Genomic DNA, 21,970 nt, shown 5'->3' on the forward strand with positions numbered 1-21,970 from the left:
CACATTGTGAAACTTGTATCAGAATTATATCGAAAATAAATGCCACAGGAGGCAATCATGATTAAGGTTCAAAACTTGTCCTACTCGTATCCGCAAAAGGATTTATATAAAAAAGTTTCATTTACAATAGAAGATGATGTACATTGTGCATTGATTGGTTCTAACGGTACAGGAAAAAGTACGTTACTCGATTTGCTGATGCACTCCAAAGAGTATCTGTATGATGGAAAAATAGAAATTGACAACACAGACAGAATTGGATATGTCAGTCAATTTTCGCAGCTAGATCCAAAAGAAGATATGACCGTGTTTCAGTATATCAGTGATGAGTTTGTAAAGCATGAGCAGAAGATATTTGACTTTTGTAAGGAAATGGAAACTGCTGCAGATCTGGAAAAGATATTCGAAGGGTATCAAAAGGAATTAGATGAATGGAATGCGATTGATGGAGAGTCTTACGAAATCAATATTAAGAAGCAATTAAAACTAGCCAATCTGCAAAAGTTAGAAGATCAGAAGATCAGCAGCCTGAGTGGCGGGGAATTTAAGCTGGTTCAGGTGATCAGGGAGATGATGCTGAGTCCAAGGTTCCTTATTATGGACGAGCCGGATGTGTTTTTGGATTTTAAGCATCTGAATGCATTAAGAAGTCTGATCAATGCCCACAAGGGAACGCTTCTTATTATCACGCATAACCGGTACTTGTTAAACCATTGCTTTAACAAGATACTTCACATGGAAAATATGGATGTTCAGGAATTTAATGGAACCTATACAGAATATAATTATGAACTTCTCGCTACGAAGATTGATTTAGAAGAAGCAGCAGCTGCAGACCAAGCTGAGATTGACCGTCAAAGTAAAATCTTACAAAGATCCAGAGCAAAAGCGTCGGAAATGGACAACGCATCCCTTGGAAGAGCCGTACATGCAAGACAGACCTTGGTGGATCGGCTGAAAGAAAGAAAAACAAAGGCTCCTTTTGTGGACATCAAACAGCCGGAGATTTATTTTGGACTGGAAAAGGAAGTGGCAGATGAAAATATTCTGGAATTAAAGGATTATAACGTTGCATTTGATGAGCAGCTTTTAGAACATGTGGATTTTGAAATGAAGCCTGCAGAGCATGTGGCAATTGTGGGGAATAATGGAACCGGAAAAACAACAATGCTATGCGAAATCTTTGAAAATAAGAAAGACACGATCAGGATTAGTGAAGATGCAAAGGTCAGCATGTTTTCCCAGATTACAGGCTCATTATATGACAATGAGAAAACGTTGCTTGAAATTTTCGAAGATAAAGGATTTGGTACAATAAATGATACAGAGAACTATTTGAAAAAATATGGTTTTGAAGGAGATACCCTTGGCCAGAAAGTGAGTGAATTATCTGGTGGAGAGAAAGATTTGTTTCAATTAGCAGTGCTCTCATTAGAAAAAGCCAACCTCCTTCTGTTGGATGAACCGACAGGGCATTTGGATGTTTATGCTCAGATTGCATTAGAACAGGCGGTTTCAGAGTACAAAGGTGGAATTCTTATGGTGTCCCATGATTATTATACGGTAGCCAATTGCATGGATTATGTGCTTTTGGTAGAAAATAATACTGTGCGCAGAATGAGCAACCGTAAATTCAGACAGATGATTTACGCCAATCATTTCGACAAAGATTATCTGCTGCTGGAGCAAAAGAAAAAAGAGTTAGAAACCAGAATTCAACAGCTGCTCCGAACGAATGAATTTGAAATGGCAAAGGCTCTGATGGAGTCATTAGAAGAGATTATTAAAAAATTGAAAATGTCTATGAAATAGTTGCAATAGGTTACATTATATAATATAGAATTGCTGTCCCATAGCATGTGAGTCAGTGATTCTGATTCAGAATCTGTTTTATTAGATTTTCCCCACAAAATAAAGCCGAAAATGTTTTTGGAAAAAGGGATTGAAAAAAATTTTAATCCCCCAATTGGGGTATATTAAATTTTAAGCTTAAATTAAAGGAGGATTAATCCATGAACAAGTTTATTTTCAATGATTATTTTCATGAGCCACAAGGAAAAATCGCCAAGCGGATGCTTTTTAAAAGCGATAATGTAATTGCCTTTGTTTTAAACATTGCAAAAGGGGAGATACTACCGGGACACACACATCTAGAGTCAACCCTTTTCCTTCAGGTCATGAAGGGAAATGCCAAGGTTGTCACAGATGGCAATGAAACTTCGTTGCAGGTGGGCGAGTTAATGCAGGTTGATGGGCAGGAAAGCCTGCAGGTTATAAACACCGGTGAAGATATCTTACGCCTTTATGTCACAATTTCGCCAATGGGTTCAGAGGCCTTTGCAACAGATGCAGATGTTTAATGATTTATCTTTATCCCTGCCATGTGAAAAACTTTTTTCACCATTTATACTGTCTGTTAAAATTGATAGATAGAAGGCCGGATTCGCATACAGCAGCTCTGATAGCTGGTTGGATGAGAAAAAACTTGAAGGCTGCGGTAATCTGCATCAGCACGACAAAGGGCTCGTATCGAATTGAAACTATGGGGCTTCGTTTTTATGATGAGTGGATAGTAATAAAATTACAATAAAAAAACACAAGCAGGAACAGAGATATTGGTTTTTGTTGGAAAACTGCTAAAATTAAAACCCTCAGTAATGGGGGTTTTATTGTTAACAGCTTTTATCTTTGTTAAATTAGACATCGAAAAATAAGGGATGTCATGTTATAATTGGTATAGCTGATTTATAAATAAGTAAGGTTGAGCGTCAGAATTATTGAATATGTACCTTGACGCCAAGGGGGCACCAGATTCGGCAGTCATCAGAATTGCAGTAACATCACATGTGGAGTTTTGATGACAAGGTGTAGGAAAGGCTATTTTAAAGGCTTGATACAGGACTTTTGTGTGATTAAGAGGTTGAAATCAGATGTTTGAAAAGCTTTATTTTTTGGCTGAACGGGAACATATCAAAACTAGCCGTAATGCTTGTGACAAAGTGATTTAGATGTCATAGTCGGGTGAGTGGTCAGGTCGGATGGTGACGGGAAACTATAACACATAAAGAGCTGGGTATGATTGAATATATCTGATATATTTGATTTTGTTTCAGCGATAAAATGAGTTGGAAATATTGATCATTTTTTGATAAATAGATATTTAAGCACTCAGGAAAGGAAATTGCATCTGTGAAAAAATGAACAGATGCGGAAAATTATAATGAAAAAGTTAAATGATTATTTATATTCAGGCGATACCGTTCTTAAGATATTACAGAGATATACCGAGGATTTGAAACAGTCGTCGAAAGAAACTCATAATCAGATTGATCTTGTGCACTGTAATTTTCTACTTCAAATTGCGGAACTTTTACAGCACAACGAATTCCTGACTTCACAGTCTCAGCGGATTCGGGACTTCTATAAATATATGGCAAATGAATATCCTTTTCTTGCATTTACTTTTAAGGGCCGAATTAAATCTCTGATACGCGCGGAAGCAAAATTTAACGGATATATTGTGGAATATATTTACGAGTATTATATGAAACACGGCAATTATCCTTCTCTTCCTGAACTGAAAGACTATTTAAACTGTTTTCGGGACCTGATTGCATACAGAATTGTGATTTCCCTTCCCAAATGTCATCTGAAAGAAGGTGAAAATTGCGCGGATGAAGAAAAAAAATATCTATATGATGTTGCCAACCAGTTGCTGGGTTTCATGGAGGAACGCGGATTTACTGCAGAAATAGCTTCTTTAAAGGGTCAGAAAAAATCGCCTTTGTTAAGAGAGAGCATAAGCCCATATTATAGAGATTATGTTGTAAATCCAGAGACTAATGGCTATCGTTCGCTGCATATAACATTTTATGATAACATAGCACGTTGTTATGTGGAAGTACAACTTCGTACAAAAGAAATGGACGATTTCGCTGAAATTGGTCCTGCCAATCATTTAGGTTACGAAAAACGACAGGAAAGTGAAAGAGCCAAACGAGATGCAATTCCTAAAGGAGAAAATATTTATTTTGATGATGCTTATGAAAGAGGTATCATGCTGCAGCAGCTTGAATTATCAAAATTGGATGTAAATATGTTTTCAGCAGTGAATAATTCACTTATTAATGATGGCTGCGGCCTTTACCGAGGAAGACTTATTCTTCCGTACGAGCATCTTTCAAGATTCCAAAATGACCTTGTGGATTAATTATTTGTGGAGCAATTTAGAATATATATTAGTGGTACGAATATTTCAGAAGAAACAGCTTTATACATAGACAATCTGAGAGATCAGGAACAAATGTCTTGATTTATTAGGATTGCCTGTAACTTTTGTAACAAGACCAGCGAAAATTTTTTTATAGCATTTACTAGAGAATCATAATAAACAACAGGACTATCTTATGAAGAAATATTACAAATCCTCGTGCAAAGAATATAGTCTAAATAGTATTAGTTGTTTTATTGACATCAATACCATTCTCTCAACCGTATGGCTGAAATGAAGCAGTACGGTTGAGATTGTTTTTATGGAGAGGGTTCAGTAGAATGGATATTTTAAGTGCTTTGAGTGGTTTTTATATAGGAATTTGAGATCAAACTAGATATGGATTGTATGTGGATTATTGGAGTGAAATCGATGGATAATGGTGGAAAGAATTATTTAAATAATTTTATCGTGTCTATCCCTGGTGGTGCGGAGTACTTAAGGGGTTAAAGCAATCTTACATAGGATAAATGATCATGTGGTAGTGAATGATACACCAGTTGTCGAAGGAGCCCAGCATTTCTATAGAAAGCTCGGATGCAAAGATGGAGGAAGTTTTTTTAAATAACACATCATTTGAACAATCACAATAAATGTATATGTTAATCATTTTTTAGCAGCCTAATAAGCAAGAGATGATAATTTAAAGGAGGGTAAATATGAATACTGATTTTGTGAACTTAACAACAGAAAATCTTGTCAATGAGCATTTATGCTGCATTATCCGCAGTAAAAAGCCCCATCAAGGTATTGAAGCAAAGAAACAATGGCTTTCAGACCGGCTAAATGAAGGTCATGTCTTTAGAAAGTTAAATGAGAAGGCTACAGTTTTTATTGAATACGCTCCTCTTGAAACAGCTTGGGTTCCCATAACTGGTGAAAACTATTATTATCTGTATTGCTTATGGGTTTCTGGCAGTTACAAAGGAAAAGGGTATGGGAAATTGCTGATGAAGTATTGTTTGGATGATGCTAAAGAAAGGGGGAAATCCGGCATTTGTATGCTTGGAGCAAAAAAACAAAAATCTTTTCTTTCTGACCAATCATTTGCGAAGAAGTTCGGCTTTGAGGTTGTTGATACTACCAATAACGGATATGAGTTGCTTGCACTTTCTTTTGACGGAACAACGCCAAAGTTCGCACAAAATGTTAAAAACCAAGAAATTGAAAGCAAAGAGCTAACTATTTATTATGATATGCAATGCCCCTATGTCTATCAAAGCATTGAAATGGTAAAACAATATTGTGAAATGAATGACGTTCCTGTATCTTTTATTCAAGTGGATACGCTACAAAAAGCAAAGGAATTGCCTTGTGTTTTCAATAACTGGGGGGTGTTTTATAAAGGAAAATTTGAGACAGTGAATTTGTTAGATGTCGCTTCCATAAAGAGAATACTTAAAAAATAAGGTTGTATTTCGGCTTTTTTCTTTTGATTATTAGGACTGTATGTTAAACAGCAAGCCGAATGCTTGTTATCTATATAATGTAAAGATAAGACTTAATTAAGAGTAATGTTTTATTATGGCACGGAAATATAATAAATGGGGAAAAAGGTTACCTCCCACTTTAATATGCTAGTATGTTTTCGCCATGTATTATAAGACTTCCGCCTCAATGCATGTGGAATGTGTAGTGGTGCTGCAGCGTTGTAGCTTGGAAAGTAAGTCGTAGGATTTGACCACAAGATGTTATGAATTGCGGACGATTTTGAGGTGAAATACAGGCTGAAAAAGCTGCTTTTAACATCCTTAAAACAGGTTAAAATATAGGTGATATGAAGGAGATAAAATTATGAATGATAAAACTGTGGTTTTAAATGCCAGTTTGGTAAATTATGATGGGAACATTGATTACTCACAAATTGCATCTGAAGTGGTAATCTATGATGAAACGTCTGAAGATAAAATTTTAGAGCGAGTCGACGGTTTTACTATTGTTGTAACGAAAGAAATGAAAGTCACAGGTGATTTTATTAGAAAATTTCCCCATAGTGTAAAGATGATTTGCGAAGCCGGAACTGGATATAATAATATAGATTTGGATGCAGTGCGTGAAAAAGGAATAATATTATGTAACATCCCTGCGTATAGCAGTGAACGAGTGGCCCATACAGCAATCCTTATGATTTTAAACCTGGCAAGCTCAATGCAAAAACAAATTCGTATGCTTTCGGAAGGTAATCATGATAATTTTCATAAACATTTAATGGTGGACCATGTGGAATTAAATGGTAAAACACTGGGAGTTATCGGTTATGGAAATATTGCAAAAGAAATAATCAAAGTAGCTCAAGCAATGGGAATGAAAATTTTAGTATCGACCAGAACCCCCAGAGCAGATGAGGAGAATATTCACTTTACAACAAATGAAGAAGTTTTAATGCAAAGTGATTTTATTTCTCTTAATTGCCCTTTAAGCGAATCAACAAGACACATGATCAATAAAGAAACCTTAGCAATGATGAAACCGACAGCATATTTAGTCAATACTGCACGTGGAGCGTTAATTGATGAAAATGCATTGATTGACGCATTGCAAAATAATGTAATTGCAGGTGCGGGATTAGATGTGCAAGAATTTGAACCATTAGATGATGCAAGTCCATTATATACAATGGATAGTGTTATAGTTACTCCACACATGGGATGGCGGGGATTAGAAACTAGACAACGTTTAGTTTCATTGATCCAAGATAATATTAGAGCTTTTTCTAATGGACAGCCGATCAATAGAGTAGACTAAAAAGAAAATTTAAACTTATATCCTTATAAATATAATGGTACGTTGTCATATTTCAATTTATAAAGAGAAATAATTAAAAAAATGAGATATTGATTTATATTAAAGGCTGTTAAGGCAAAGGATCTCAGTACGATGAGGGTTTTTAGTCTTAGTAGCTTTTATCTTTGCCAAATTAGATATCGAAAAAAGAGCGTTGCCGTGTTATCATTAGTATAAATATTTTATAAAGAACAAGTGTTGAGTGTTGGAATTAATATAATTATACCCTCGCGTCAAGGGGTATCAGGTTCGACAGTTATCAAAATTGCAGCAACAACACATGTGGAAACAGTCGTATAGCTGGAGCAGAAATCCCAGTAATACAAAGGTCTTTCAGATCTTGAGATTGTCTTGTAGGTGTGTTTTTATGTTTGGTATTCGTTAAATATATTCCCTTTTAGTAGAGTGGGTAAGAAAACGAATAAAGTTTAATTATATAAGACGTTATTGTGGTTAAGAGTCTTTGTTTTAGCAGTTGTAGAGAATTTATATTTTGTGAAGCAAATAATTAGGAGAGAGCATACTGCAAAAGGAGAAAAAATGCCGGATTTATTAAAAAATATGTTCAATCATGAATCGCTTCGTGAGATTGCATTGGCTATTCAATCAGTTTATCACTCATTTCAGGTCGACGAGTTCTTAAAAACAACAATGGACGAGACTTGGGATGATTTAGAGTTAAAAGCCAGAGTACGAAAAATAAGTATGAGTCTGGGAAAATATTTACCGGTAGAATATAGTGAAGCTCTTGTCATACTTAATAAAGTTGTTGAGGGCTGTCCTTCTGGTTTTTCAGGTATTTTTTTCCCGGACTTTGTTGAGGTTTATGGGCAGGATGAAGGGAATTGGGATTTATCCATAAACGCCTTAGAGAGATACACCTCACATTCATCTTCAGAGTTTGCAGTAAGGCCATTTATCATTAACCATGAGGAACGTATGATGGCACAGATGTATGCTTGGTCTAAGCATGAAAATGAACACGTCCGCAGGCTTGCTAGTGAGGGCTGCCGGCCTCTGTTGCCATGGAGTCAGATATTAACCAAATATAAAAAAGACCCTACGCCAATTCTGCCGATATTGGAGCAGCTAAAAACCGATCCATCATTGTATGTACGAAAGAGTGTTGCCAATAATCTAAACGACATTTCTAAAACACACCCGGATTTAGTTGCAAAGCTGGCAAAGGATTGGTATGGTAAAAATGAATACACTAACTGGATTGTAAAGCACGGATGCAGAACATTGCTAAAAAAAGGCAATCGTGATGTATTGGCTGTTTTTGGATACCATGATGCTAATTCTATAGATGTTGCTGATTTTATTTTAGAGTCGACCTCTATTTCGCTTGGAGAGGATATTACTTTTTCATTTAATATTTTGACAAATGAAGCGACAAAAGTAAGGCTGGAATATGGGATCGATTATGTAAAAGCTAATGGAAAAAGAAATAGAAAGATTTTTCAAATTTCTGAAATTTCATTGAATGAAAATGAGAAGAAGTTTTACACTAAAAAACATTCCTTTGCAGATTTAAGTACAAGGAAGCATTATCCGGGAATTCATTCAATTACACTTATTGTCAACGGTGTGGAACGAGGCAAAATAGATTTTAAATTAGTTACTTAATTCTGTCTGGAAGGAATATCAATATCTTGATTTTAGATTATTTTTAGATAGTGGGGAGATGAATATGATGAATACAGTCATATTGTAAATAACTAAGCCAGTTTAAGCCCTATGGATATGCCATTGTGGATATTATGACTGATAAAAGGCATGGCCTTGCCAAAATAAATTTACGATTACGAAAGGATATAGCCCATATGGATAATACGTTGATTGTATATTATTCACTTTTTCATAACACAGAGAATTTGGCATTAGAAATAGCATTGCAGACTGGCGGCACTTTAAGAGAGTTAATTCCTGAAAAGAATTATTCCTTTGACTATAATACAGCTGCTAAAGAAGTGAGAAATCAAATTTCTTTAGGATACACTCCTAAGCTAATATCTGGATATGAGGAAATAAATGATTATAAAACAATATTTATAGGAACACCTAACTGGTTTAAGACAGTAGCGCCGCCAGTGTTGAGCTTCCTCAGGCAGCATGATTTTACAGGCAAAATTGTAATTCCCTTTTGCACTCATGGAGGCGGTGGGTTTGGACAGATTGAAAAAGATATAATGAAAGAATGCTCAAAGTCTGTAATCTTACCTGGCATTGCTGTAAACGGTGCTGCTGCACAGGAAGACGTCATAAATTGGCTTGAAACAATTGGTTATGAATCATAATGGAAATCCAATTGATCGAGTAGCTTTGAACCAAAGGCCATTTAAATACAATGCAGATAACCACGATTATTTAATCAATTAAATTTCTAAGAGGTGTAACATGGATACAGCACTAATTTTAAGGATTGCCCATGAAAAAAACGAATATTTAGATAATAACGAAATTGCTCATCTATTAAGTCAATCCAAACTGGTCGGCAAGCTTACCGGTGATTTTGTGGATCACCCTTTATTTGCTGTATTTCGGGTTATGGGACTAAGTGAAATCCCTTATATTGAAAGATTGCCTTACACCAAAAAAATAATTGATTATATAAACCGAAACATTGCCACAACCGAAGGCTTTTCATGTTTGGGCGGGGTAGAAGAAATCGTCCCTTGCTACAATGCCATGTTGTTGGAAGCCTATTGCCGGCTTGGTTTTTCTGATAGTAAAGAAGTAAAAGTCGCTTTAAGGTGGATCGAGCAATATCAGCTATTTGAACGTAATCAAACCACTCCATGGCCTTATAAAGGTATTTGCAAACACGGTGGTTGTCTTGGAAAAACACCATGCTATATTGGAGTCGGAAAAACCGTCCGTGCGCTTGCCACCTATATGGAGTGTGCAAAATGTGTAGATCGCAAAGCAGAAAGTCTTCTTATGCAGGGGACAGACTATATGCTTCGTCATAATATGTTTCAGCGGTTATCGGATGGGAGACCCATCAGTCCGCATATTACAGACATAATGTTTCCCCCAAATTATGCGCTCTCCCTCACTGATTTAATCTATATCGTTGGAAAAAGACAGCTAACTGCAACAGAAAACTGTGAATCCTTGCTGGATCTCCTTCAGGAGAAACAAATACAAGCAGGCCAGTGGAAAATAGATTACCTTTATAATTATAAAGGTTACGTTGGTTTTGAAACCAGACGCAAAGCATCGGAATGGATTTCGGCATTGTTTCAGATATGGCTGTCTATCCCATTATGAGGATTATATGCAGCCGCAAAATTCCTGGATTTACAAAGAGAACTGACAAACAGGAACGGAGGTATTGGCTTCTGGTAAAAAGATTGCTGAATTACATATCGAAAGATAAGAGTTGAAATACTATATTCAGTATAGCTATTTTATAAAAAACAAGGACTGAGCATCCTTCATCTCAGAACCAAGGAGTGAAATGGCTGGTACAGCATTGTCTGCTTGTCGCTTCGTTCTCTTCCATAGTAATTGACTAAACAGCCATGAATATAATATAGAAACATTCGTAGAATGGAGAAACCAGTGAATACAGCACAAAAAATAAAAACTCTGCGGAAGCATCCGCTAATTGAATTATTGAAACAGAATAAAGGAAATCCAAGAACTCTAATTTTTATAGAGCCTCTCTGGGGGATTCCGTATAACTTAATCGCACCTTTTGCCACACTGTATATGTACACACAGGGAATCACGGACGTTCAAATCGGGCTGATGCTGTCGGTTGCCATGTTTGTTCAGGTGTTTTTTTCCTTCATTGGCGGTATCATCACAGATAAGTTTGGGCGAAAATTTACAACCATGATGGGTGATTTCTTTGGCTGGAGTGTTGCTTGCATGATATGGGCCGTATCGGGAAACTTCTGGCTCTTCTTAATTGCAGTTTTATTTAACAGTTTTGAGCAGATTAACCAGACGGCATGGTTTTGTTTATTGATTGAAGATGCCGATTCCAAGGATTTATTAGGAATATATACCTGGGTCAACATAGGCGGTCTGGTTGCAATCTTTTTTGCGCCAATTTCAGGGTTGTTAATAAATTCCTTTACCGTGGTTCCGGTTGTTCGTGTCTTATATTTTGTTTTCGCTTTGAATATGCTGATTAAAGTGATTGTTACTTTTCGGCATTGTGAAGAAACCCGGCAGGGAAAGATTCGTATGGCTGAGACGAAAGATACCCCTGTTTTACAGATGTTATACGAATACAAGGATCTGATACCCAAAGTAGTAAAGAATAAAGAGATTATGAAAGTGCTGATTGTCTCTGTGATATTACATATAACGAATCTTGTCAATACCAACTTCTTCAGCTTGTATGTAACACAAAGATTAGGCATTGCAGATCGTTATCTGGCTTTTTTCCCTATTTTAAATGCTGCTGTGATGTTGATTTTCATGATTGGAATACAGCACCGCCTGGAATCGGTGAAATTCCGGATACCCATGTGGATCGGTTTAATATTGTACGCCGCGTGCTCGATTCTTCTGATATTGGCTCCGGTCGGAAGTATGTCCCTTATTATCATTTATGTTTTTGTTGCGGCAGTAGCCAGTGCTCTTGTAGTGCCTCGTAAAGATGCCTTGCTCCAGCTAAACATTAACCCAAAGGAGCGTGCCCGTATTAATGCTTTGATTATGTCCTTTACCATTGCTTTTGCCTCACCGTTTGGCTACTTTGCCGGCTGGTTATCAAGCATTGACCGCCGCTTGCCATTTGTGTTCACATTTACTATTTTCATCGTAGCAATTGTTATCGTTGGCAATATCCGTGATCCCGAATTCGCTAAAGAACAAGAGCATAGGGAAGCGGATGATCCCGCGGCCTGTGGTATCAGTGATTAAACGCAAACTGTTACAGCAATGAGAACCAAAAAGCATGATGTTAGTCCGTTTACAATAAATATGGAAACTGCCATGAAAGCAGGAAGCAGACATGAAAGGCCTGTTGTTCATCTGATTAATGCCGGTTTCATGCCAAAGGCTGGTTATACATTTAATTACTCTGTAAATAGTATATTGCTGATAAAAGAAGTGCCTGAAATATTTCTTGAAAAAGTAAAATAATTCCCTTTTAATAGACTTGATGAGGAGAAAAAATAAATGAAGATTTATGTGGATGCAGATGCCTGTCCGGTAGTTAAAATTGTGGAAAAAGTAGCAGCAGGAAATAAGATAGAAGTATGTCTGCTATGTGATACAAATCATGTGTTACAGTCTGCTTACAGTGACATAAAGATTGTCGGTGCAGGAGCGGATGCAGTAGATTTTGCCTTGGTAAACTTATGCAGATCTGGTGATATTGTGGTGACACAGGATTATGGTGTGGCAGCAATGGTACTGGGAAAGGCTGCCTATGCGATTCATCAATCTGGAAGATGGTATACCAATGACAACATAGATCAGCTTCTCATGGAACGGCATATGGCAAAAGTAGCAAGAAGAGCAAAATCTAAAAATCATCTAAGCGGACCAAGAAAGAGAACTATGGAAGATGATAAGTATTTTGAAGAGTCGTTCCGGAAATTAATTGCTCATGCTGTAGAAAAATAACTATTTGATATAGAAGCTTTTGCAAAGAGCGAATCAGCTAAATGCAAAAGCTTCTTTAACTTTTAAAGATAAACATTTAAATTCTGGAAAATATTATTGACTTGATCCTTTGTTGTGCTATAATTTAATTGTTAAACAATTAAATAAATAAACTTATGAGTTTTTAATAGTACATTAAATTCTGGAGGTCATATGAAGAAAGAAATAAAAATACTGGCGCCATGCGGAATACTGGGTTATGGATATCCCAAGTCCTCTTTTCTGAAAGGAATGTCTTATAAACCGGATGCAATTGTTGTGGATGCGGGAAGTACTGATGCAGGACCCCATAAATTAGGTGCCGGAGTGGCAATTGTAAGTGAAAAGGCCTGTAAAAAAGACTTGGAAATCATGATTACGGAAGGTGCAAAAGCTAAGATTCCGGTAATAATCGGGTCAGCCGGAGGAAGCGGGGGAAGAGTTCATGTGGAATGGACCTGGAATATTATAAAAGAAATTCTTAAGGAACAGGCTTTGGAATCACAAAAGGTAGCAATCATATGGGCGGATATTCCTAAGGAAGCGGTAAGAGAAAAATTACATCATGGCAAAGTGCAGCCCTTAGGTCTTTCTGTAAAAAAATTGACGGAAGAACGGTTGGAACTGACCAATGGGATTGTGGCTCAGATGGGGCATGAACCCATTGCTAAAGCATTAGAATCCAAAGCTGATATAATAATCTGCGGAAGAGCTTATGACCCATCTCCCTTTGCGGCGGTAGCCGTGTATCACGGATTTCCCTTAAGCTATGGATATCATGCCGGCAAGATTCTTGAGTGTGCAGCCCTTTGTGCCGTACCGGGAACTACGAAAGATTGTATGCTTGGAACAATAACAGAGGAAGGATTTATGATCACACCGTTATCTGATGAAAGAATTTGCACTCCTCTTTCTGTGGCAGCACACACATTTTATGAAAAAGATCATCCCTATATCCTCCACGGTCCGGGGATTACCCTTGATTTAGAAGATTGTGAATTTAAGCAGGTTGATGAAAAGAGCGTATTTGTAACCGGAAGCAGGATCGAAAAATCTACTCCTTATTGTATTAAATTAGAGGGAGCCATGAAGGTCGCCTACAGAACCTTTGTGGTAGCTGGGGTAAGGGATTCTCTTATGATATCACGGTTAGAGGAAATAGAGAGACTCGCAGAAGAACAAGTTAGAACTTATTATTCGGATATACCGGAAGAAGATTATACCATTCACTTTATTAATTATGGAATGAATGGTGTAATGGGAGAGTTGGAGCCTTCAAAAGAATTACCTCATGAAGTGGGAATTGTTTTTGAGGTAATTGCAAAATCCCAGGAACTTGCCAATGCAGTGTGCGGTTCGCTCCGATCCGGTTTACTTCATTATGGTTATGCCGGAAGAAAATCAACTGCCGGAAATCTGGCTTTTCCGTTCGCGCCAAGTGATATTCCATTTGGTGCAGTATATGAATTTTCTGTTTATCACTTAATGGAAGTAGAAGATAGTTGTCAGATGTTTCCCATTGAATACCCTGATATGTAATGGAAAGGAGGAGATAAAATGGCGGAATGCAGTTTATACGATTGTGCAAAAGTAATACGTTCAAAAAACAGTGGACCCTTTGAGATTACGCTGGATGTGCTTTTTGATGATCCGGTAATATATCAAAAAATAAAAAACAGTAATATTATTAATAAAACTACGATTTGCAATCTATACCGGTTGACAGAGGATAAGATTACACAAATTGTATTTTATGATAAGGCGTTGGGGTTTAAAATTACATTTGCGAGAAAAATATCATCAGGTACTTGTTATGATACCGATGTTTATGGGGCACAACAACATGCACCTTTAAGTGAATTAATCGTCAGCATTTAGAAAGGGAGTGTACGGGTGATGGCAAAACGAGAAGCAGGAGGGGGACAATCAAAGTTAAAGCGCATCTGGCGGGACAGGGTTTTATATCTTACCTTACTGCCCACTTTACTATATTTTTTTGTATTCCATGTGATTCCGATCATTGGTATGAAATTGGCCTTTTATGATTACCGAATCAAGGGTGACAATGTATTTGTAGGATTTACATATTTTAAAAAGTTATTTTCAACTCCGGTATTTTTACAGATACTGGAAAACACTTTGATTATCAGTGGGATGAAGATATTCCTGTTTTTCCCTATGCCTATTATTTTCGCTATTATGTTAAATGAATTTAAAGCAGGTCCTTTTCGAAAGAGTGTACAGGTGATTTCTTATCTGCCTCATTTCCTTTCCTGGGTTGTAATCGCGGGAATATGGTTTGAGTTTTTATCCCCATCTACCGGGATTTTAAACAGCATTTTGACTGGTCTTGGTTTTGAAAAAGTAAATTTGTTAACAAGCAAAGGTTCAATCAGATGGGTTCTGCTGGCATCAGAATCCTGGAGATCCATTGGGTGGGATTCCATTGTATATTTAACGGCAATTATGGGGATAGACCCCACTCTATATGAAGCTGCAAGAATAGATGGGGCCAACCGTTTTCAGATTGTTGGAAGCATCGTACTGCCGGCTTTGGCTGTAACAATGGTCACGGTTTTAATTCTGAATATCGGTTTCTTTATGAATGCAGGTCTGGATCAGGTGCTGAACTTTACCAATGCTGCGGTCAATTCTAAGATCGATATCATAGACACCTATGTTTACCGGATCGGTCTGCAGAATTCCCAGTATTCCTTGGCAACAGCAGCGAACTTATTTAAAGGTGTAATAGGTACGCTCTTAATTGTTTCTACCCATCTGTTTTCCAAAAAGCTGACCGGTAAGGGGGCATGGTAGGAGGATAAGTATGAAAAGAAGAAAGAAAATATCAATTGGCAAACTTCTGTGCGGCTTTATTATGATGCTTTTAGCTTTATGTATGTTAGTTCCATTATTGAATATACTGGCAAGATCTCTTTCACAACCGGATTTGGTTCATGGCCTGAAAGGATATGATATTCTGCCCAAGGGATTTTCTACGGTGAATTATCAGGTCATTCTAGGACAGCCTATTGTAATCAGAAGCATACTGAACTCATTATTTATTACGGCTGCAGGTGTGTTTTTAAATATAACATTGACTTCCAGTGCGGCCTATGTATTAACAAGGCCGGGACTGGTTGGCAAAAAGGTCTTTATGTATTTCTTTATTATTATGATGATATTTGAACCGGGAATTGTACAGGAATATTTTTTGATGAAGAATATTCATTTATTGGATAACCTGTTTTCCATGGTTATTTACAGAAGCGTAAACGTTTATTACCTGATCATATTAATGAGATTTATGGAAGAGGTGCCGGCTTCCATTCAAGATGCTGCAAGAATTGATGGAGCCGGGCATTATAACATCTTATTTAAGATCATGATTCCTTTATGCAGAATCCCATTGATCACGGTAGGAATGTTTTATGCGGTGTTCCGCTGGAATGAATTTTTTAAATCAAGTATCTTTTTAACCAGCAAAAATCACACTGTTTTACAGGTGCTTTTAAGACAATTTGTAGTTAATTCAGATTCCCAGGTAATTGTGGGAGCATCCAATATTTTAGCTAATAATAATATTGCACAGCTGGATAACGCTTCCTTAAAAGCTGCAACCATTGTAGTGGCTGTTGTACCAATTTTATTACTATATCCAATTATTCTTAAATACTATACCAGCGGTGTTATGTCAGGAGGTGTAAAAGAGTAGATTACAGATAGTTTTGTGAGAAGGCACAGAAAAAAATTATATTAATTTTATGGAGGGAATGTAAAATGAAAAAAACGATTTCATATTTATTCGTTGTGGGAATGGCAGTACTGTCCCTGGCAGGCTGCGGAAAAAAGATTGATTCCAGTTCCAATGTACAGAGCACCCAGGATATTGCCAATGATTCGGCATCTGTAACAATTAAGGCAGTAATTAAGGATTTGTCAGCAGATGATGAAGTTTCCGTAAGATTTCTGGAGGCAGTAAGCAGCGGTGTTTCAAAAGAGCTTGGCCGGGAAGTACATATTGAACTGGCTCCGATCTCTGATGGAACTTACTCTGAAAGTATGAGCCTGCTGCTTCAAAGCGGCGAGATTCCGGATCTGATGTATTTCCAGGGCGGTGATTATCAATTTGCCATTACCCAGGGAATTTTGGAAGACTTGACCCAATATGTCAATGATTCAACGAATATTAAAGCATTAATGCAGCCATATAACAAGGAAAGGTTAGCCAACTATCCATATCTTATATGGTTGTCACCGGATAGAATAAAGGTTCCGGTTGTGAGACAAGACTGGTTTGATGCGGCAAAATCAAGTAAAACACTTTTGGATGACCCAACTGCAGATAATTATAAAGCATTCTTTCAGGAATTAAAGGAGAACAACAATCTAAAAGCTGCATTTACCGTTCCTGGAGATATAACAGAGCTGGATACTGTATTTAATCTGGCCTTTGGGGTTAAGGCAACCTGGATAAAAGAAGGTGATAAATATGTTTACAGTAAAGTTACAAATGCAGAAAAAGAAAAATTGGCTTTTTATGCAGAGCTTTATAAAGAGGGCTTGTTGGATAATGAATGGTTAACAAAAAAATGGGATACAAAAGAAAGTGCCTTTTACAATGGCGAAGTTGGAGTTGTAAGCGGAACCCAGGGCAGTGTGATTAATATTTACAATAATAAGATGGTTACACAAAATGGTGAAAATGCGAAATTAGTTATTCTTCCCCCGGCAAAGGGTGCAGCACAAGGATATACTCCAGGAGATGTCAGCAAGGAATCCCGCGGTTGGGCAATCAGCAAATATTCTGAAAATAAGGATGTTGCTTTTGCAGTCTTAGAGTATATGGCTGGTCAGGAAGGTCAGCTTCTTGATAAATTGGGCTACGAAGGTGAAGAATACAATATAGAGAACAATGAAATTGTATTAACCGATAAAATATCAGAATGGTGGCCTCGTTTCCATGAATCAATTGCAAATTTTGATGCGCCTATATCAGATAAGACTCCGTATTTCAGCGAAGCAGCCCTTAAATCTTTAGACATGGTCAATACCTATTCCTCTTTTGACAATGGATTTGTTATACCGGATGAATATGCAACAAACTGGGATGCAAGTCAGGCACTTTACATAGAATTTGCCGCGGATGTAATAAGCGGTAACCGTTCCATTGATGAATTTGATCAATTTGTTGCAGATTGGAATGCATTAGGCGGAGCGGAAATTACGGAATACGCGAACACAATATTGAAATAACCAGGGGAAGAAAGGAACGTATGATGTTAACAAGAGAATATCTGATTCAAAATAAAGAAGCTGCGCTGGATAAAGCAATCGGTTCACTCTGTGGCTTAGCGATCGGTGACTCCTTCGGTGATGCCGCAAGAAGCCCGGAAAACCAGAGAGATTACGGAATCACTACGGACTTTAATAAAGGCTCTTCCTGGAGTACGGATGATACGGAATTTGCCCTTTTGACGGCAGAAACCATAATTGAGGCCGGTGGTGATTTTACTTCAGAAGATGTAGTAACGATGTGGTTAAGACATGTGGCAACAGAAGATGAGCTGAAACGCGGCGGTGTCAGCGAAGTGGAAGCATGCAATAATCTGCGGAGAGGCATGCGTCCGCCGGAATCAGGAAGATTCAATGCTTACTATTTAAGCGATGGAGCTGCTATGAGAAGCGGCCCAATCGGTATCCTATGTGCAGGTGATCCGGAAAGAGCGGCCAGACTGGCGGAAATTGATGCCAGCGTAAGCCATCATATGGATGGCGTCTGGGGAGCACAGGCCGTTGCCGTTGCAGTATCCCTGGCAATGGTGGATGCTTCCATGGACGAAATATTAGACTCTGTTTTAAAAACAGCACCAAAAGGGTCCTGGTTCAGAGAAACATTATTACGAGCCTTTCAAATAGTAGATGATGCAAACGGTGATATTGCAGATGCCTGGATGCCATTGCATTATGAATTATTCTCCACACACCGTTCTACGGTGGCCGAAGCGCTGCCGGAAGTATTTGGGTGCCTGAAATTAGAACATGGCAGTTTTAAGTCAGGCTTGATTCTCGCCGGCAATTTCGGGCGGGATGCAGATACCATTGGAGCTGTAGCCGGGGCTGTTCTTGGAGCAAAATACGGGGCAAAAGGCATACCGGAGAAGTGGCTGCAAAAAACCAGATATCCATCCGGAACCTGTTTGGGCTTTACAAAAGGAATTGACATCTTTGACCGGGCAGCCAGATTGGCAGCCTTAATTAAATAATATCCTATGGCCTGTCTGTCTGGTTGACGGACAGGTCATAGTTATCAAAGGAGAATGAGAATATGATACCTGATAAATATTTGGAAAAGGTATATTCCGGATTTTTGGGGATGAATATTGGTATTCGTTTAGGGGCTCCTGTAGAGCCAACCATATGGACTTATGAGCGTATTTTAAATACATACGGTGAAATTACGGATTATGTAAAAGACTATAAAAATTTTGCCGCAGATGATGATGTGAATGGGCCGGTTTATTTTCTCCGGGCTTTATATGATGATGCAAAAGACGGTGATTTGAAACCCCAGGATGTTGCCAGGGCATGGCTGAATTATGCCCGTGAGGGTGTTGGCATGTTCTGGTGGGGCGGCTATGGCATCAGCACGGAGCATACGGCTTACTTAAATTTAAAGCATGGCATTCCTGCACCCCAATCCGGGTCCGTGAATCAAAATGGCCAATTGCTTGCAGAACAGATCGGAGGCCAGATATTCATTGATACCTGGGGACTGGTGAATCCGTGCCGGCCGGACAAAGCAGCTGAGTTCGGGCAGAGTGCCGCCAGTGTGTCCCATGACGGAGAAGGAATATATGGCGCCCGTTTTTTCTGCGCATGCATTGCCCATGCGTTCCAATGCCAGGATATCCATGAAATTATCCAAGTCGGGCTGTCGCAGATCCCTGAACATAGCTTATATACAAAGGTTGTAAATGCAGTACTTGATTTTCACAAAGAAAATAATAATTGGCGTGATTGTTATAACATGCTGGTACGTGATTGGGGGTATGATAAATACGGCGGTGTCTGCCATATAATACCTAACGCAGGAGTATGTGCCTTATCCATGGTATATGGGAATGGAGACTTTGCAAAGACAGTTGAAATTGCCACCATGTGCGGCTGGGATACAGACTGTAATGCAGGCAATGCAGGAACCGTGCTGGGTGTTATGTGCGGGATCGAAGGACTGCCGGAAAGGTATCGCAAGCCAATCAATGATGGCATTATTTTATCCGGAGTTTCCGGCTATTTGAATAATCTGGATGTACCTACTTACGCAAAGGAAGTTGCTCTGCTGGGGTACAGACTGGCCGGGGAAAAAGCCCCTGCCTCCCTTCTTAACAGTATAAAAGAAGGAGAAGTGCATTTTGATTTTGAACTTCCGGGATCCACTCATAATATGAGGTTATCAGATTCATTTTATTGCACTGCAGGCCATTCCACTGATATAGCATACAAAGGAAACGGCTCCCTGAAAATATTAATTGATCGTATGACACGGGGAAATCAGTGTAAGCTTTACTATAAACCTTTTTACCGCCGGGATGAATTTTCTGATGAGCGTTATATGCCGGTTTTTACACCTACGGCATATCCGGGCCAGACAGTATCCATGAAGCTTTATCTGGATCAATGGAACGGCTGGGAAACACTTGGGATAGCGCCTTATGTCCGTTCCATGAGCGATAAGAAGGAGCATTTACAGGGATATGTTAAATCAGTACAGGGGGAATGGATTGACTTGACCTTTGTGATACCGGAGGCAGACGGGGATTTAATTGATGAAGTCGGTATTGTAATTGAAGGTTATTCCATTGCAAAGGCCAAAACCCTGGGATTCTTATACTTAGATGAATTTTCTATTACAGGTAAAAGCAGGTACACTGTTAAAATCGCAAAGCAGCGAAATGAATTTGGTACAATTACCCCATTTTCTATGAATCATGGAGCCTGGGCAAAAGACGGAGAAGCGCTGTCTCTGATGAGGTGTGAACCATCTTTTGCTTATGCCGGTAATTATTTTTCAAAGGATGTAAGGCTGACGGTGCCGGTTACTCCGGTCAATGGGGAAAGCCACCTGTTACAAATCCGTGCTCAAGGTGTAATGCGTGGATATATTGCCGGATTTTCAGAAGAGGGAAAAGCTGCAATTTATAAAAATGATTTTGGTTTTAAGAAACTGGTGGAAACTGATTTTGACTGGAAGCAAGGGACTGCTTATAAACTCACTCTGGAAGCAGCAGGTGATTGGATTGCCTTGTCCATAGATGATGAGAAGATATTAGAAATAAAAGATGACAGCTTCCGGTACGGCATGTTTGGCTGTGGGTCCATTGGTATGGGGAGAACCTTATTCGGTGATTTTGAAATTATAGAGATTTAGCATATATTATCTTTGCTGTGAAACTCTGCCGATCCGTTCACAGGATAGGATATAGGTTCTGTATTGCAGGGAGAGGTCAAGGCAATTCGTTGACTTATCTATTAATTAAGGTATAATTAAAGTATTAGACCTTTTAAACGTAAAGTTAGAGATGAAGCGAGGTATCAATATGGGTTTTGCTCCAATTGAGAATGAAAGATTATCAGATAAAGTTGTACGGGTTATAATGGAACAGATAAAAGACGGAACTTTAAAACCTGGAGATAAATTACCAAATGAACTTGATTTGGCTGATGAATTCTGCGTAAGCAGAGGAATTCTAAGAGAAGCCCTGACGATATTACAAGCAAGAAATTATATCTGTAGAAAGCCGAAAGAAGGTACATTTGTTAATCCGAATATTTTAGATATTATGAATGTTTCAGCAGGAATTACACTAAAAGAAGGTACTTACAGCGATTTAATTGAAATGCGCATTTGCTTAGAACAAAGAACTGTGGAGAAAATTATTGAAACTGCATCTGATGAGGAGATTGCAGAATTATATGATCTGATTTCAGAAACAGACAAGAAAAAAGGAGCGCGTTCCATTGATCACTATTTTCACTATCGTCTTGCAGAGCTTTCCCATAATGCGATGTTTATGAATTTTATTGATTCCTATTATGATATCATTGATGAGGTTGCTGCCCATACTACTAAGAATGCAAACCGCAGACAGGAGATATATAAAGAACATCGTGACATTATTCAGGCGCTTAAGGAAAGAGATAAAGAAAAGGCAAAAGCAGCTGTGGTAGGCCATCTTAAAAATGTATTACAAAATATTAAAAACGGTTGAGAGCAGAGCTCTGTTGCATAAAGCTGACGGG

The 21,970-nt window shown here is 38.2% G+C and carries 19 protein-coding genes; all 19 read left to right on the plus strand.

Features of this window, described 5'->3' with window-relative positions; translation table 11 throughout:
* Nucleotides 1–57: 57 nt before the first annotated feature.
* Entirely contained in the window at nt 58–1,812 is a 1,755-nt protein-coding gene (locus K401_RS0112000) for an ATP-binding cassette domain-containing protein (protein ID WP_024293175.1), read from the plus strand.
* Nucleotides 1,813–2,012: 200 nt separating this feature from the next.
* On the plus strand, nt 2,013–2,360 hold the full coding sequence (locus tag K401_RS0112005; RefSeq protein WP_024293176.1) for a cupin domain-containing protein: 348 nt from the start codon (nt 2,013–2,015) through the stop codon (nt 2,358–2,360).
* 860 nt (nt 2,361–3,220) lie between these two features.
* A complete protein-coding gene (locus K401_RS0112010; protein ID WP_024293177.1) occupies nt 3,221–4,210 on the plus strand; it encodes a RelA/SpoT-related domain-containing protein in 990 nt (329 codons plus the stop codon).
* 719 nt (nt 4,211–4,929) lie between these two features.
* Nucleotides 4,930–5,679, plus strand: a complete 750-nt coding sequence (locus K401_RS0112015) for a GNAT family N-acetyltransferase (protein ID WP_024293178.1) — start codon at nt 4,930–4,932, stop codon at nt 5,677–5,679.
* A 385-nt stretch (nt 5,680–6,064) separates the two neighbouring features.
* A complete protein-coding gene (locus K401_RS0112020) occupies nt 6,065–7,015 on the plus strand; it encodes a 2-hydroxyacid dehydrogenase (RefSeq protein WP_024293179.1) in 951 nt (316 codons plus the stop codon).
* 579 nt (nt 7,016–7,594) lie between these two features.
* The gene (locus K401_RS0112025; RefSeq protein ID WP_024293180.1) at nt 7,595–8,683 is read left to right on the plus strand and encodes a DNA alkylation repair protein; all 1,089 of its coding nucleotides are present in this window, start codon (nt 7,595–7,597) and stop codon (nt 8,681–8,683) included.
* Between the two features lie 197 nt (nt 8,684–8,880).
* Nucleotides 8,881–9,354 carry a flavodoxin gene (locus K401_RS0112030; protein ID WP_024293181.1) on the plus strand — a complete coding sequence of 158 codons (474 nt, stop codon included), beginning with the start codon at nt 8,881–8,883 and terminating at the stop codon, nt 9,352–9,354.
* Between the two features lie 100 nt (nt 9,355–9,454).
* On the plus strand, nt 9,455–10,330 hold the full coding sequence (locus K401_RS0112035; RefSeq protein ID WP_024293182.1) for a hypothetical protein: 876 nt from the start codon (nt 9,455–9,457) through the stop codon (nt 10,328–10,330).
* Nucleotides 10,331–10,624: 294 nt separating this feature from the next.
* Nucleotides 10,625–11,941 (plus strand): MFS transporter, encoded by a 1,317-nt coding sequence (locus K401_RS0112040; RefSeq protein WP_024293183.1) that lies wholly within the window; start codon nt 10,625–10,627, stop codon nt 11,939–11,941.
* A 72-nt stretch (nt 11,942–12,013) separates the two neighbouring features.
* Complete coding sequence (locus K401_RS32875) at nt 12,014–12,163, plus strand: RNA 2'-phosphotransferase family protein (protein WP_156945275.1); 150 nt, start codon at nt 12,014–12,016, stop codon at nt 12,161–12,163.
* Between the two features lie 36 nt (nt 12,164–12,199).
* Nucleotides 12,200–12,649: a YaiI/YqxD family protein gene (locus K401_RS0112050; RefSeq protein WP_024293184.1), complete on the plus strand. Its 450-nt coding sequence runs from the start codon at nt 12,200–12,202 to the stop codon at nt 12,647–12,649.
* A 192-nt stretch (nt 12,650–12,841) separates the two neighbouring features.
* The gene (locus K401_RS0112055) at nt 12,842–14,206 is read left to right on the plus strand and encodes an acyclic terpene utilization AtuA family protein (RefSeq protein WP_024293185.1); all 1,365 of its coding nucleotides are present in this window, start codon (nt 12,842–12,844) and stop codon (nt 14,204–14,206) included.
* Nucleotides 14,207–14,224: 18 nt separating this feature from the next.
* Nucleotides 14,225–14,545 (plus strand): DUF4387 domain-containing protein, encoded by a 321-nt coding sequence (locus K401_RS0112060; RefSeq protein WP_024293186.1) that lies wholly within the window; start codon nt 14,225–14,227, stop codon nt 14,543–14,545.
* Nucleotides 14,546–14,563: 18 nt separating this feature from the next.
* Nucleotides 14,564–15,484 (plus strand): ABC transporter permease, encoded by a 921-nt coding sequence (locus K401_RS0112065; protein WP_024293187.1) that lies wholly within the window; start codon nt 14,564–14,566, stop codon nt 15,482–15,484.
* Nucleotides 15,485–15,494: 10 nt separating this feature from the next.
* Complete coding sequence (locus tag K401_RS0112070; RefSeq protein ID WP_024293188.1) at nt 15,495–16,382, plus strand: carbohydrate ABC transporter permease; 888 nt, start codon at nt 15,495–15,497, stop codon at nt 16,380–16,382.
* Between the two features lie 221 nt (nt 16,383–16,603).
* The gene (locus K401_RS0112075; protein ID WP_207641459.1) at nt 16,604–17,923 is read left to right on the plus strand and encodes an extracellular solute-binding protein; all 1,320 of its coding nucleotides are present in this window, start codon (nt 16,604–16,606) and stop codon (nt 17,921–17,923) included.
* A 20-nt stretch (nt 17,924–17,943) separates the two neighbouring features.
* On the plus strand, nt 17,944–18,933 hold the full coding sequence (locus K401_RS0112080; RefSeq protein WP_242837827.1) for an ADP-ribosylglycohydrolase family protein: 990 nt from the start codon (nt 17,944–17,946) through the stop codon (nt 18,931–18,933).
* Nucleotides 18,934–18,995: 62 nt separating this feature from the next.
* Nucleotides 18,996–21,098, plus strand: coding sequence for an ADP-ribosylglycohydrolase family protein (locus K401_RS0112085; protein ID WP_024293191.1), 2,103 nt, complete (start codon nt 18,996–18,998; stop codon nt 21,096–21,098).
* Nucleotides 21,099–21,267: 169 nt separating this feature from the next.
* Entirely contained in the window at nt 21,268–21,939 is a 672-nt protein-coding gene (locus tag K401_RS0112090) for a FadR/GntR family transcriptional regulator (RefSeq protein WP_024293192.1), read from the plus strand.
* Nucleotides 21,940–21,970 lie beyond the last annotated feature (31 nt).

The organism is Lacrimispora indolis DSM 755 (assembly GCF_000526995.1).
Lineage (GTDB): Bacteria > Bacillota > Clostridia > Lachnospirales > Lachnospiraceae > Lacrimispora > Lacrimispora indolis.

What these genes read in the sequence shown, in the direction of transcription:
- K401_RS0112000 (WP_024293175.1), top strand. Translation starts at nt 58, where the DNA reads ATGATTAAGGTTCAAAACTTGTCCTACTCGTATCCGCAAAAGGATTTA.
- K401_RS0112005 (WP_024293176.1), top strand. Translation starts at nt 2,013, where the DNA reads ATGAACAAGTTTATTTTCAATGATTATTTTCATGAGCCACAAGGAAAA.
- K401_RS0112010 (WP_024293177.1), top strand. Translation starts at nt 3,221, where the DNA reads ATGAAAAAGTTAAATGATTATTTATATTCAGGCGATACCGTTCTTAAG.
- K401_RS0112015 (WP_024293178.1), top strand. Translation starts at nt 4,930, where the DNA reads ATGAATACTGATTTTGTGAACTTAACAACAGAAAATCTTGTCAATGAG.
- K401_RS0112020 (WP_024293179.1), top strand. Translation starts at nt 6,065, where the DNA reads ATGAATGATAAAACTGTGGTTTTAAATGCCAGTTTGGTAAATTATGAT.
- K401_RS0112025 (WP_024293180.1), top strand. Translation starts at nt 7,595, where the DNA reads ATGCCGGATTTATTAAAAAATATGTTCAATCATGAATCGCTTCGTGAG.
- K401_RS0112030 (WP_024293181.1), top strand. Translation starts at nt 8,881, where the DNA reads ATGGATAATACGTTGATTGTATATTATTCACTTTTTCATAACACAGAG.
- K401_RS0112035 (WP_024293182.1), top strand. Translation starts at nt 9,455, where the DNA reads ATGGATACAGCACTAATTTTAAGGATTGCCCATGAAAAAAACGAATAT.
- K401_RS32875 (WP_156945275.1), top strand. Translation starts at nt 12,014, where the DNA reads ATGAAAGCAGGAAGCAGACATGAAAGGCCTGTTGTTCATCTGATTAAT.
- K401_RS0112050 (WP_024293184.1), top strand. Translation starts at nt 12,200, where the DNA reads ATGAAGATTTATGTGGATGCAGATGCCTGTCCGGTAGTTAAAATTGTG.
- K401_RS0112055 (WP_024293185.1), top strand. Translation starts at nt 12,842, where the DNA reads ATGAAGAAAGAAATAAAAATACTGGCGCCATGCGGAATACTGGGTTAT.
- K401_RS0112060 (WP_024293186.1), top strand. Translation starts at nt 14,225, where the DNA reads ATGGCGGAATGCAGTTTATACGATTGTGCAAAAGTAATACGTTCAAAA.
- K401_RS0112065 (WP_024293187.1), top strand. Translation starts at nt 14,564, where the DNA reads ATGGCAAAACGAGAAGCAGGAGGGGGACAATCAAAGTTAAAGCGCATC.
- K401_RS0112070 (WP_024293188.1), top strand. Translation starts at nt 15,495, where the DNA reads ATGAAAAGAAGAAAGAAAATATCAATTGGCAAACTTCTGTGCGGCTTT.
- K401_RS0112080 (WP_242837827.1), top strand. Translation starts at nt 17,944, where the DNA reads ATGATGTTAACAAGAGAATATCTGATTCAAAATAAAGAAGCTGCGCTG.
- K401_RS0112085 (WP_024293191.1), top strand. Translation starts at nt 18,996, where the DNA reads ATGATACCTGATAAATATTTGGAAAAGGTATATTCCGGATTTTTGGGG.
- K401_RS0112090 (WP_024293192.1), top strand. Translation starts at nt 21,268, where the DNA reads ATGGGTTTTGCTCCAATTGAGAATGAAAGATTATCAGATAAAGTTGTA.